This window comes from Marinobacter sp. THAF197a, from assembly GCF_009363275.1.
Lineage (GTDB): Bacteria > Pseudomonadota > Gammaproteobacteria > Pseudomonadales > Oleiphilaceae > Marinobacter.
Genome location: NZ_CP045324.1, coordinates 1,624,247 through 1,637,212 on the forward strand (window position 1 = coordinate 1,624,247; position 12,966 = coordinate 1,637,212).

Genomic DNA, 12,966 nt, shown 5'->3' on the forward strand with positions numbered 1-12,966 from the left:
TTTCGTAAATAGGTCAGGAGCATAACCATGGCTGTACAGCAAAATCGCAAGACCCGTTCCAAGCGTGGCATGCGCCGTTCGCACGACGCACTGAGCGCCGCCGCTCTGTCCACAGACGCAACCACCGGCGAAGTTCATCGTCGTCACCACGTCTCTCCGGACGGTTTTTACCGCGGAAAGCAGGTTGTTGAGGCTCGCGACGAGTAAGATCGTCGGGATACCCTTCTGACCCGTGACGCATGGACGAGCGGTGAGTAAACCGGTCACCATTGCTATCGACGCCATGAGCGGTGATCGTGGCGCCGAGGTGGTGGTTCATGCTTCGCTGGAAGCAGTGCGTGAAAATGAGGCCTTGAGTCTTGTTCTGGTGGGAATCCGGAGCGAGCTCGAGGCCTTGTTGATTGATGGGCACGAACGGATTCGCATCGTTGAGGCGGCGGACGTGGTGCGCATGAACGAGCGCCCTTCCCATGCCATTCGTCACAAGAAAAACTCCTCCATGGCCATTGCGCTCGGACTTGTCCGGGACGGCGAGGCCCAGGGGTGTGTCAGTGCTGGCAATACCGGCGCCCTGATGGCGTTCGGCCGGTCGATTATCCGCATGTATCCCGGTATTGAGCGGCCGGCCATTGCCAAGCTTATTCCTTCCCTCCGTGGCCGTTGCCACGTTCTGGATCTCGGTGCGAATGTCGATTCCACGGCGGAGAACCTGTATCAGTATGCGCTGATGGGGTCGCTCATGGCCTCGGCCATTTGTGCTCAGCCTGAGCCTCGTGTTGCTTTGCTTAATGTTGGCGAGGAAGAGATCAAGGGCAACGAGCAGGTTCGCCTTGCCTCTCATATGTTAGCCCAATGCGACACTATCAATTACATTGGTTATGTCGAGGGCAGTGACCTGTTTCGGGATGTGGCCGATGTAGTAGTCTGTGACGGTTTTGTCGGCAACATTGCATTGAAAACCGGCGAAGGTGTCGCCGGGTTGTTGATAGAGCTTCTTGAGCAGGCATTTACCCGCTCGCTTTATGGTCGCTTTGTGGGCTGGTTGGCAAAACCGATTATCGGCCGCCTCCTTCAGTTGATGGACCCGTCCCGTCATAACGGTGCGAGCCTGCTTGGGCTCCAGGGTGTGGTCATTAAAAGTCATGGCAATGCCAACGAGCGCGCCATGCTGGCCGCTATTCGCCAGGCCGTTCGGGAAGTAGAGCTCGAAGTGCCACGAAGGATCAACGAAAGACTCGATGATCTGATGTTATGATGCCTGTCCCGGTCGGGTCCCGACTAAAGTAGACCCGCATTTTCAGGGTTAATCGCGGATAATTGGCCTGAATTGTACTATTGGCTAATCTCCAGTAACCCATCAATGACGATAAGATTCCGCTTATGAAATCAGCGTTTATTTTCCCCGGACAAGGCTCCCAATCGGTCGGCATGCTTAAGGATGCTGCCGAGGCGTGGCCAATGATTAGCGAAACCTTCGATGAGGCGTCTAACGTTCTTGGCTACGATCTCTGGCACCTGTGCCAGCACGGTCCTGCTGAAGAGCTGAATCAGACCATGGTTACCCAGCCGGCCCTGTTAACCGCCAGTGTTGCCCTGTGGCGCCAGTGGTGTGTCTCGGATGGGCCACGTCCTGATTTCGTCGCAGGTCATAGTCTGGGCGAGTACAGCGCGCTGGTGGCCGCGGAAAGTCTGGACTTCATTGAAGCAGTCAAACTGGTTCAGCTTCGTGGCGAACTTATGCAGGATGCTGTCCCTGCCGGTGAAGGTCGCATGGCTGCCATTCTGGGGCTCGAGGACGCAGACGTTGTTGCGGCCTGTGAAGAGGCGGCCCACGGCGATGTAGTGGCTGCGGTGAACTTTAACGCTCCGGGGCAGGTGGTTATTGCCGGCTCCGCCGCTGCCGTTGAGCGGGCTATTGAAGCCTGTAAGGGCCGCGGGGCGCGTAAAGCGATGCCGCTGCCGGTGAGTGTGCCGTCCCATTGTGCCCTGATGAAAGGTGCTGCCGAACAGTTGGCCGAAGCACTGGAAGATGTCCGGTTTAACGATGCTGTCATCCCGGTGGTCCAGAATGTGAATGCTACTGTTGTCAAAGAGGCAGACACGCTCAAGAGCAATCTGCTGAAGCAGCTATACTCTCCTGTGTTGTGGACGGACTCGATCCGCACGCTCAGTGATGAAGGCGTGACGGTAGCGGTTGAATGCGGTGCTGGTAAAGTGCTTGCCGGGTTGATTAAGCGGATTGAGCGCGGTTTGCCGGTGCACGGTATTGAAGATCCCGATTCTCTGGCCGGCGCCCTGGCGGCATTCGGCCAGTCCTGATAAACGGAGTTGTTTATGTCTTTGGAAGGCAAGGTTGCGCTGGTTACCGGCGCAAGCCGTGGTATTGGGAAAGCCATTGCCCACGAGCTGGCCCGCCAGGGTGCAGAAGTCATTGGTACCGCGACCAGCGAAGCCGGCGCAGAAGCCATCACCAGCGGACTGAAAGAAGCCGGCTACCAGGGTTATGGCATCGTGATGAACGTGGCCGAACCGGAAAGTATTGAAGCGGGCCTGAAGCAGCTGACTGAACAATCCGGTGCGCCTGCGATCCTGGTCAACAATGCCGGTATCACCCGTGATAACCTGCTGATGCGTCTGAAAGACGATGACTGGGCTGCCGTGCTGGAAACCAACCTTTCCAGTGTGTATCGCACCAGTAAGGCGGTGCTTCGCGGCATGGCCAAGGCCCGTTGGGGCCGGATTATCAACATCAGTTCGGTGGTCGCCGGTATGGGCAACCCCGGGCAGGGTAATTATTGTGCAGCCAAGGCCGGAGTGGAGGGTTTCACTCGTAGCCTGGCGAAAGAGATGTCTAACCGTGGCATTACCGCCAATTGCGTGGCACCCGGTTTTATTGACACGGATATGACCAAAAAACTGGACGATAAGCAGCGTGAGGCTATGCTGGAAATCATACCGGCTGGTCGCCTCGGGTCACCGGAGGAGGTTGCCTCGGTGGTGGCGTTCCTGGCATCGGAAGGCGCTGCTTACGTTACCGGAGAAACCATTCATGTGAATGGCGGCATGTACATGGGTTAAGCCCGTTGCGGGCTGATGTGCAACCCCTTGTCGCACAACATGTTTGACAGAATCCCTGCTTGTTTGCAGGTAGGGTTTAAACTAAACTGGCAGCCATAGAGTTGCTTGGTTGACACATAAAGTGAGGACATTATGAGTACAGTTGAAGAGCGCGTTAAGAAGATTGTTTGTGAACAGCTGGGCGTGAAAGAGTCCGAGGTTCAGAACACATCTTCTTTTGTAGAGGATCTTGGCGCTGACTCACTGGACACTGTTGAGCTGGTTATGGCCCTGGAAGAGGAATTCGAGACTGAAATTCCTGATGAAGAGGCCGAAAAGCTGGGCACGGTTCAGGACGCGATCGACTACATCGTCGCGCACACCTGATACTCTGCTGATCAGATAGCCAGGCTAAAGCCGTCCTTTGGGGTTGATGAAGGACGGCTTTTTTATTGGTGGAACGAAAGTCTCAGTGTTTGGATGTTACACGGAATAATCGGGTGAACAGGGTTATGAGTAAACGACGGGTTGTTGTCACGGGCATGGGAATGCTTTCTCCGGTGGGGAATGATGTACAGTCGTCATGGGCGGCCATCCGGGCAGGGCGCAGCGGTATCGGGCTGATTGATCGGTTTGATGCATCTGACTACGGCACCCGGATTGGAGGGGCAATAAAGGATCTTGATATTGAACCCTATCTGTCCAGCAAGGAAGCGCGCAAACTGGATGCCTTTATCCACTACGGACTCATTGCTGCCCAGCAGGCGGTGGACGACAGTGGCCTGGAGCAGTTTGGCGATCTCGACAAGGAACGGGTTGGTATTGCTATCGGATCCGGCATCGGTGGCCTGGAGTACATCGAGAAGAACGTGATCCAGATGGAGAAATCCGGCCCCCGTAAGGTGTCTCCGTTTTTTGTGCCCGCCTCGGTTATCAACATGATCTCTGGCAATGCTGCCATTCGCTTTGGGTACAAGGGGCCGAATATTGCCATTGTCACCGCCTGCACCACAGGTACCCATAATATTGGCTACGCTGCCCGAACCATCGCCTATGGCGATGCGGATGTCATGCTGGCTGGTGGCTCGGAAATGGCGACAACCCGCTCTGGCGTGGCGGCCTTTTCGTCGGCCCGTGCTTTATCGACCCGTAACGATGAGCCGGAAAAAGCCAGCCGTCCCTGGGATAAAGGCCGTGATGGTTTCGTATTGAGTGACGGTGCCGGGGTGGTCGTGCTGGAAGAGCTGGAGCATGCTCGGGCTCGCGGAGCCACCATCTATGGCGAGGTGATCGGTTTTGGCATGAGCGATGATGCTCATCACATCACGGCGCCACCCGCCAGTGGCGAGGGTGCCGGCCGGTCCATGGTCAACGCTATCCGTGACGCGGGTCTGCAACCTGAGCAGGTTGACTACATCAATGCCCACGGCACCTCCACCCAGGTCGGGGATGTAGCGGAAGTGGCTGCGGTCAAGGCGGTGTTTGGTGCGCACGCACACAAGCTTGCTATGAGCAGCACCAAGTCCATGACCGGCCATTTGCTGGGGGCCGCTGGCGCTGTCGAAGCGATTTTCTCGATACTGGCCGTGCGCGACGGGGTTTTGCCGCCGACCATCAATCTGGACGAGCCAGACGAGGGCTGTGATCTGGACTTGGTGCCGCACAAGAGCCGAGAGGCGGACGTCCGGATTGCTTTGTCGAATTCGTTCGGTTTTGGCGGCACCAACGGTACGCTGATTGTAAGTCGTTACGAAGACTGACCCTACCGTGTTTGATCTGTATTGGGCCGAAGACGGTGGTGTTCCACCGGGAGACCGGGGCCTTGCCTATGGCGATGGTCTGTTCGAGACCATTGCCATCATGGGCGGTAGGGCCAGCCTGTTGGGTTATCATCTTGACCGGTTGGTCCGGGATGCCGGCCGGCTTGCCATCCCGGTGGCGCGCCCGGAACTTGAAGCAGCCTGCACCCGCGCTCTGGAACGGTATTCCGGCCTGTATCCGTCCTTGAACTGGGTGCTCAAACTGACCCTGACCCGTGGTTCGGGTGGGCGGGGCTACCGCCCGGAGCCACGCATGAAGCCGTCTCTCATTGTGTCCCATTCCGCTTTCCCCAATGTTCCCGGGCCGGAAGGTGTGGTGGCCGATTTCTCCCGTGTTCCGCTGACAGTGAACCCGCTTCTGGCCGGGATCAAGTCGTTGAACCGACTTGAGCAGGTGATGGCGGCCAGGGAGCTTCAAGGGGATGTCTTTGAAGTGCTGATGAGCAATCGTGATGGCCATGTGGTGGAAGGCACCCGGACCAATCTGTTCATGCTGTTTGAAGACGTATGGCTGACACCGCCTGCCTCAACCCTGGCGGTTGCCGGTGTGATGCGTCGTTACGTGCTTGACCGGCTGAGAATTGCCGGCCACGAATTCCGGGAGATGCCGCTGACGCTCGATACACTGTTGGGTGGCAGCTGTCAGGGGCTTTGGCTCAGCAACAGTGTTGTCGGGGTGGTGCCGGTTCGCAATCTGGCCGGGCACGATTTGCCTGTTGACCAGCGACTTGCGACAATCGTTGGTTCACCGGCAAGACTGGATTGATTCGCGTGTTCAAGAAGTTACTGATCGTTGTTGTTGCTGTATTCGTGCTCGCTGCTGCCGGCGGTGGCTTGTGGGCCTGGCAGGGTTTGCAAACCCTGAAGCAACCCGTCGCACTGGGCGAGCCGGTGCTGTTTAACGTGCCGGCAGGCACAGGGTTCAGCCGGGTGGCACGGCAGCTGGAGAATGAAGGCTATGTGTCGGATGCGCTCTGGCTCAGGCTCTATGGCCGCCTCTATCCGGACCAGACCAGGATCAAGGCGGGTGACTATGAATTCTTGCCCGGCATGACACCGGTTGCCATGGTAGACGCCATGGTCGAAGGTAAGGTAAAGCTTTGGTCGGTCCAGTTTATCGAAGGCTGGACGTTCCGCGACATGCGTGCTGCGCTGGCGCGTTCTGAGCGGCTCAAAAAGGTCACCAGTGACTGGACTGATGAACAGGTCATGGCGGCGGTTGGCGCGGAAGATCAGCATCCTGAAGGCTGGTTTTTTCCGGATACCTACATGTTCAGCTCCAGTGAGTCTGACCTGGATATTCTCAAGCGTGCCCACAATCGTATGGTGAGCGTGCTTGAGGAAGAATGGCAGAGCCGGGCCGAAGGTTTGCCCTACGATACCCCTTATGAAGCCTTGATCATGGCTTCTATTGTTGAGCGGGAAACTGGTGTGCCCTGGGAGCGTGGGGAAGTGGCGGGCGTGTTTGTGCGGCGACTGCAAAAAGGAATGCGGCTGCAGACCGATCCCACCGTTATCTACGGCATGGGGGACCAGTACCAGGGGCGTATTCGCCGCAGCGACCTTCAGACCTACACCCCCTATAACACTTACCGAATCAACGGTCTTCCGCCCACACCGATTGCGCTGCCCGGGCGGGACTCTGTGCACGCCGCTTTGCATCCGGAGGACGGCGATACCCTCTACTTTGTTGCCCGTGGTGATGGTAGCCACAAGTTCTCCCGAACCCTGGCGGAGCACCAGAAGGCGGTCAGGGAGTATCAGTTGAATCGCCGTGAGGGCTACCGCTCGTTTCCGGCACCGGGAACTTTGAACAACAGCCGGGAAGAATGATGCACAACAGAGGCCGTTTTATTACCTTCGAAGGCACCGAGGGCGTTGGCAAATCCACACAGCTGGAAAACGCTGCGAACTCCCTCAAGGACCTTGGCATCGATTTTATCGTTACCCGAGAGCCCGGTGGCACGCCTATGGCGGAAAACATCCGGGAGTTGTTGTTGTCGCCCCGGGAGGAGCCGGTTCATGAAACCACAGAATTGCTGTTGATGTTCGCAGCGAGGGCCCAGCACCTGCATAACCGGATTCTTCCGGCCCTCGACAAGGGGCAGTGGGTACTGTGCGACCGCTTCACCGATGCCACCTTTGCCTATCAGGGCGGCGGCCGGGGTGTGCCCGCCGAGCGTATCGCGTTGCTGGAAACCCTGGTTCAGGGTGAGGTACGGCCAGACCACGTCATCCTGCTGGATGCGCCCGTGGAAACCGGTATGGCCCGGGCGAAAAAGCGGGGAGAGCTCGACCGATTTGAACAGGAAACCCTGGCCTTTTTCCAGCGCATTCGCGATACCTACCTGGCGCGGGCTACGGCGATGCCTGGCAACTACCATGTGGTCAATGCAGCATTGCCGCTGGAGCAGGTATCGGCCAGTGTGTCGGCGTTGTTGGCTGCCCTGGTTAAAATGGCGGAATCCGCCTGATTAACCGGAGTACGGCCATAGTTGCGTCGATTTCGTGCACTTTTTGTAATGTTCTGCTTTAATTGATGTACATTCTCAGTTAACGGCCGGCAGCATTAATGCTCAACGCGAAACTTCTCAAGCTTCCCATCGCCGCTCACCAGCATCGGCACGAACACCACCAGATTGTGATCGGGGTGAGGGGAGAGGCTGAGTTGAGCGTCAGTGGCACCGGGGCTCACCTGGATACCTGGAAGGCCTGTGTTGTACCCACTGAGGCAAGTCACGACTACTGTGGCGACGACCAGAACCACGTTCTGGTGATCAATCTTGACCCACTGACCCCCGCGATCAATACCCCTGCCCATGCTGATTACGAACGGATGATGCGGTTTTTCGAGAAGCCGCGCACCCTGCAGATGGACAGCCGGTTACAGGGGCTGGTCCAGTTTACCGCCGGTGAATTTGACCGCGCGCCAGACAACCTCACCCTGCAGCAGCATCTGGCTTCGAGTATTCTTTACTGCATGGCGGACCGCATTGTGGACCGTCAGGTCCAGTCTTCCAGCCGGGCAAGCATCAGCCCAGAGGTGATCCGACGTTATATCCTGGCCAACCTGCATCGAAAAATTACTGTCGAGGAAATGGCCAGTGAGGCGTGCCTCAGTGTCAGTCGATTCCATGAGGTTTTTCGGGAGGTGGCGGGCATAACCCCTCATCAGTTTCTGCTGCAGACCCGCCTTGAGCAGGCCGCTCACCTGCTCGCATCATCGTCTCTCTCGGTGTCGGAAATAAGCTACCGAACCGGGTTCTCCTCCCAGAGTGCCTTGACCAATGCGTTGCGCAAATACAAGGGCACAACACCCTCCAGATTGCAGATTAATGAAAGTGTTGCCTGAACTGGGCGGTAAATTCGGTAGTCCCGTAGGATTATGCAAAAGAATCGTAGGATTTTGTAAGCCGTAGGTCCGTAGTAATACTAACTTAATGCATCTGTAGAATCGCACTTTTTGCTCGGCAATCCTGGTCGTAAAGGTGTGAATAATAACTATAGTGAAGGAGTGGCTGTGCGGGGGCTTGCCTCGCTCCAATTCGGATGGATTTTGGGTAAACAAGAACAACGGCCAGTCAACCAACAGTGATGTGGTACCTGTGCCTTAAGAGCGGACTCAGTCCGACTCAATAAACCGGAGGAGCCTTATGGCTATTGGCGTTTGGATCAGTCTATTTGCGTATTTTGCGATTATGATCGGCATTGGCGTTTACGCCATGCGGAAAGCCTCGGCGACAGCTGAAGATTATATGTTGGGTGGACGTGGGCTCAGCCCAAAAGTAGCGGCTTTGTCGGCCGGTGCTTCCGACATGAGTGGCTGGCTGCTTCTGGGCTTGCCCGGGGCGTTGTTTGTTACCGGCCTGGCGGACGCCTGGATCGGTATCGGCCTGTTTGTGGGTGCGTTTATCAACTGGGTGATTGTTGCACCCAGGTTGCGTGAACAAACCGTTCACTACGGTAACGCCCTGACTATTCCGGCCTTCCTGGCCAACCGTTTTCCGACCAAGGCGCTGCCGCTACGCACGGTATCGGCGATTGTTATCGTTGTATTCTTTGCGGTCTACACGGCATCTGGTCTGGTTGCAGGCGGCAAGCTGTTTGAAAGTGCTTTTTCCGGCATCTTCAACTTCGGCGGTTTGAGCGACTATGGCGTAGGTATCGTGATCACCCTCGGTGTCGTTCTGGCGTACACCGTGGTTGGTGGTTTCCTCGCGGTGAGCATGACCGACTTTGTACAGGGCTGCATCATGATGCTGGCTCTGGTGTTGATGCCTGCAGTGGTATTGTTCGGTGAAGGCGGCGGCGGTTTCGCTCAGGCGTCTCAAACCCTGAACAGCGTTGATCCGACGTTGCTATCGTGGACCGAAGGATTGACACTGATTGGCTGGCTCTCAGCGGTAGCCTGGGGTCTGGGTTACTTCGGCCAGCCGCACATCATTGTGCGTTTCATGGCAATCCGTACCGTGCACGAAGTGTCTGTGGCCCGTAACATCGGCATGTCCTGGATGGCCATCTCACTGATTGGCGCTATCTCCCTGGGCGTTTTCGGTCGCGCTTACGCTATCCGGAACGGTATGGACGTGGCTGACCCGGAAACCATTTTCATCATCCTGGCGGACCTGCTGTTCCACCCGTTGATCACCGGTTTCCTGTATGCGGCTCTGCTGGCAGCGGTTATGAGTACCATCTCCAGTCAGCTGTTGGTGGCTTCCTCATCCCTGACCGAGGATTTCTACCGCCTGTTCCTGCGTAAAGAGGCTTCCGACAAGGAGTGTGTGAACATCGGCCGTGCCTGTGTTGTTGCGGTGGGTCTGGTTGCAGCGCTCATTGCTTCTGATCCCAACTCTCAGGTTCTGGCGTTGGTCAGTAACGCCTGGGCAGGCTTTGGTGCCGCCTTCGGCCCGCTGATCATTCTCGGCCTGACCTGGTCACGTACCAACGGGGCCGGTGCACTTGCTGGTCTGATCGTGGGTGCTGTCACGGTAATGGCGTGGATTGCTCTGGGCTGGAACGGCAGCTTCATGGGTGGCCCGGGCGTCTATGAAATCATCCCAGGCTTCATCGCTGCGTTCATCGCTATCGTAGTAGTCACCCTGGCTACCAGCGATGCTGGAGAGTACCAGCATATCGAGCGGTAACAGCAGTCACTGATACTATTCAGTGATCTGATAAGGGCTCCCTGCGGGGAGCCCTTTTTTTGTACCTGAAAACTGCACATGGTTCAGCGCTGGCGGCGGGGTGGGGGAGTCTTTTCTGCAGGGAAAAAGATGTCTGAGCGAAGCGAGTTGTTTTTCCCGGAAGAAAAGACTCCCCCACCTCGGGGCCAGCTCACTCCGAAACCTGAACCCCAGAGGCAGCCAATTCCAAACTAGAGACATAAAAAAACGCCAGCCCGAAGGCTGGCGTTTTCAGATCAGAGGTAAGCTACCTCAGAAGGTCTCAGGCTACAGAAGCCTCAGACGCCTTCTTGGTGTACTCGTCCATCTGGTCGAAGTTGAGATACTTGTAGATCTCTTTGGACATGCTGTTCAGGTCCTTGGCGTACTCCATGTACTCCGCCGGAGTCGGGAGTTTGCCCAGTACCGCGCCCACAGCTGCCAGTTCCGCAGAGGTCAGGTACACGTTGGCACCATCACCCAGGCGGTTCGGGAAGTTACGGGTAGAGGTGGACAGAACAGTCGACTTCGGCGCTACACGTGCCTGGTTACCCATGCACAGGGAGCAGCCCGGCATTTCGGTGCGAACACCGGCAGTGCCGTAAGTGTTGAAGTAGCCTTCCTCCATCAACTGGGCCTGGTCCATCTTGGTGGGCGGAGACATCCACAGACGGGTGCTCAAGGGGCCTTTGTGCTGCTCAAGCAGTTTGCCGGCGGCACGGAAGTGACCGATGTTGGTCATGCAGGAGCCGATGAACACTTCGTCTACCTTGTCGCCAGCCACTTCGGACAGGAACTTGGCATCGTCCGGATCGTTCGGGCAGCAAACGATCGGCTCTTTGATGTCGGCCAGATCGATCTCAACCACGTGAGCGTACTCTGCGTCTTTATCAGCACGCATCAGCTTCGGATCAGCTAGCCATTCTTCCATCTGCTGGGCACGACGCTCCAGGGTGCGCGGATCGCCGTAACCTTCGGCAATCATCCAGCGCAGCATGGTGATGTTGGAGCGCAGGTACTCGGCAACAGACTCTTCAGACAGGTTGATGGTACAACCGGCTGCAGAGCGCTCAGCGGAAGCGTCAGACAGTTCGAACGCCTGCTCAACGGTCAGGTGCTCCAGGCCTTCGATTTCCAGGATACGACCGGAGAATTCGTTGATCTTGCCCTTCTTCTCAACAGTCAGCATGCCTTGCTTGATGCCGTATAGCGGAATGGCGTGTACCAGGTCACGCAGGGTGATGCCCGGCTGCATTTCGCCTTTGAAGCGAACCAGAACCGATTCCGGCATATCCAGCGGCATAACGCCGGTGGCAGCAGCAAACGCAACCAGGCCAGAGCCGGCCGGGAAGGAGATGCCCATCGGGAAACGGGTGTGGGAGTCACCGCCAGTACCTACGGTGTCGGGCAGCAGCATGCGGTTCAGCCAGGAGTGGATGATACCGTCGCCCGGACGCAGGGATACACCGCCACGGGTGCGGATGAAGTCCGGCATGGTGTGCTGCATTTCTACGTCTACCGGCTTCGGATAAGCGGCGGTGTGACAGAACGACTGCATCACCAGGTCAGCCTGGAAGCCCAGACATGCCAGGTCTTTCAGCTCGTCACGGGTCATCGGGCCGGTGGTGTCCTGGGAGCCTACGGTGGTCATGTGCGGCTCACAGTAGGTGCCCGGGCGCACGCCCTGGCCTTCATCCAGACCGCAGGCCTTGCCGACCATCTTCTGGCCCAGGGTGAAGCCCTTGGTGCCGGCTTCCGGATCTTTTGGCAGACGGAACAGATCAGTTGCGCCCATGCCCAGTGCGGTACGGGCCTTGGCGGTCAGGCCACGGCCGATGATCAGCGGGATACGGCCGCCAGCCTGAACTTCGTCCAGGATCACGTCAGACTTGAACTTGAACTCGGAGATGGTTTCACCGGCTTCGTTCAGGATCTTGCCTTCGTACGGGCGGATTTCAATCACATCGCCCATGTTCATGTTGTCGACCGGTGCTTCGAATACCAGGGCGCCAGCGTCTTCCATGGTGTTGAAGAAGATCGGGGCAACCTTGTTACCGATACACACACCGCCGGCACGCTTGTTCGGCACGCCCGGGATGTCTTCGCCGAAGAACCACAGTACGGAGTTGGTGGCAGACTTACGGGAAGAGCCGGTACCGACTACGTCACCGACGAAAGCAACCGGCAGGCCGCGGGATTTGATTTCGTCGATCTGGCTCATCGGGCCGGTTACGCCGGGCTCTTCGGGCTTCAGGCCGTCGCGCTCCATCTTGTAAGCGGCGCGGGCATGCAGCGGGATGTCCGGACGGGACCAGGCATCCGGAGCCGGAGACAGGTCGTCGGTGTTGGTTTCGCCAGTCACCTTGAACACCACCATCTTGGTGCTTTCGGGAACCTTGTTCTTCTTGGTGAACCACTCGGCGTTGGCCCAGGACTCAACCACAGACTTGGCAACGGCGTTGCCAGCGTCCATCTTTTCTTTAACGTCGTTGAAGGCGTCGAACATCAGCAGGGTGTGCTTGAGTTCTTCACCGGCCAGCTCGGCCAGTTCGCTGTCGTCCAGAAGGTCAACCAGAGTCGCGATGTTGTAGCCGCCCTGCATCATGCCCAGCAGCTGCACAGCTTTCTTTTTGTCGATCAGAGGAGACGTTGCTTCACCCTTAACAATCGCGGTCAGGAACGCAGCTTTAACGTAAGCTGCTTCGTCCACGCCCGGTGGTACGCGGTTTTCCAACAGGTCAACCAGGGTGGCTTCTTCGCCGGCCGGCGGGTTTTTCAGCAGCTCGATCAGACCAGCAGTCTGCTCGGGGTTCAGGGGCTTGGGTGGGATACCCAGGGCTTCACGTTCGGCAACGTGTTCACGGTAGGCTTCTAACACGATATGGACCCTCATCAGTTGGAATGTCCCGCGCCGGAGGCAAGCTTGC

The 12,966-nt window shown here is 57.3% G+C and carries 12 protein-coding genes; 11 read left to right on the plus strand and 1 reads right to left on the minus strand.

What is annotated here, in order from left to right; all coding sequences use genetic code 11:
- The first annotated feature begins 27 nt into the window (after window positions 1-27).
- The 11 genes from rpmF (at window position 28) to putP (ending at window position 10,021) form a co-directional block, all read left to right on the plus strand.
- Window positions 28-207 (plus strand): 50S ribosomal protein L32, encoded by a 180-nt coding sequence (gene rpmF / locus FIV08_RS07575; RefSeq protein WP_011785345.1) that lies wholly within the window; start codon window positions 28-30, stop codon window positions 205-207.
- A gap of 43 nt (window positions 208-250) precedes the next feature.
- The gene (plsX, locus tag FIV08_RS07580; RefSeq protein ID WP_216646179.1) at window positions 251-1,255 is read left to right on the plus strand and encodes a phosphate acyltransferase PlsX; all 1,005 of its coding nucleotides are present in this window, start codon (window positions 251-253) and stop codon (window positions 1,253-1,255) included.
- Between the two features lie 125 nt (window positions 1,256-1,380).
- Window positions 1,381-2,319, plus strand: coding sequence for an ACP S-malonyltransferase (gene fabD, locus FIV08_RS07585; protein ID WP_152437901.1), 939 nt, complete (start codon window positions 1,381-1,383; stop codon window positions 2,317-2,319).
- Window positions 2,320-2,334: 15 nt separating this feature from the next.
- Window positions 2,335-3,078: a 3-oxoacyl-ACP reductase FabG gene (gene fabG, locus FIV08_RS07590; RefSeq protein ID WP_061331907.1), complete on the plus strand. Its 744-nt coding sequence runs from the start codon at window positions 2,335-2,337 to the stop codon at window positions 3,076-3,078.
- A gap of 132 nt (window positions 3,079-3,210) precedes the next feature.
- On the plus strand, window positions 3,211-3,444 hold the full coding sequence (gene acpP, locus FIV08_RS07595) for an acyl carrier protein (RefSeq protein WP_008938713.1): 234 nt from the start codon (window positions 3,211-3,213) through the stop codon (window positions 3,442-3,444).
- 125 nt (window positions 3,445-3,569) lie between these two features.
- The gene (gene fabF, locus FIV08_RS07600) at window positions 3,570-4,817 is read left to right on the plus strand and encodes a beta-ketoacyl-ACP synthase II (RefSeq protein ID WP_152437902.1); all 1,248 of its coding nucleotides are present in this window, start codon (window positions 3,570-3,572) and stop codon (window positions 4,815-4,817) included.
- 7 nt (window positions 4,818-4,824) lie between these two features.
- Window positions 4,825-5,643 (plus strand): aminodeoxychorismate lyase, encoded by an 819-nt coding sequence (gene pabC / locus FIV08_RS07605; RefSeq protein WP_152437903.1) that lies wholly within the window; start codon window positions 4,825-4,827, stop codon window positions 5,641-5,643.
- 5 nt (window positions 5,644-5,648) lie between these two features.
- Window positions 5,649-6,710: an endolytic transglycosylase MltG gene (gene mltG / locus FIV08_RS07610; protein ID WP_172972257.1), complete on the plus strand. Its 1,062-nt coding sequence runs from the start codon at window positions 5,649-5,651 to the stop codon at window positions 6,708-6,710.
- Window positions 6,710-7,351: a dTMP kinase gene (tmk, locus tag FIV08_RS07615; protein WP_152439611.1), complete on the plus strand. Its 642-nt coding sequence runs from the start codon at window positions 6,710-6,712 to the stop codon at window positions 7,349-7,351. The genes mltG and tmk overlap by 1 nt, the downstream gene beginning before the upstream one ends.
- Window positions 7,352-7,449: 98 nt before the next feature.
- A complete protein-coding gene (locus FIV08_RS07620; protein ID WP_152437904.1) occupies window positions 7,450-8,229 on the plus strand; it encodes an AraC family transcriptional regulator in 780 nt (259 codons plus the stop codon).
- Window positions 8,230-8,530: 301 nt separating this feature from the next.
- Entirely contained in the window at window positions 8,531-10,021 is a 1,491-nt protein-coding gene (putP, locus tag FIV08_RS07625) for a sodium/proline symporter PutP (RefSeq protein WP_138436473.1), read from the plus strand.
- A gap of 301 nt (window positions 10,022-10,322) precedes the next feature.
- On the opposite strand, the gene FIV08_RS07630 is transcribed toward putP, so the two are convergent.
- Window positions 10,323-12,917: a bifunctional aconitate hydratase 2/2-methylisocitrate dehydratase gene (locus FIV08_RS07630; protein ID WP_152439612.1), complete on the minus strand. Its 2,595-nt coding sequence runs from the start codon at window positions 12,915-12,917 to the stop codon at window positions 10,323-10,325.
- Window positions 12,918-12,966: the final 49 nt, after the last annotated feature.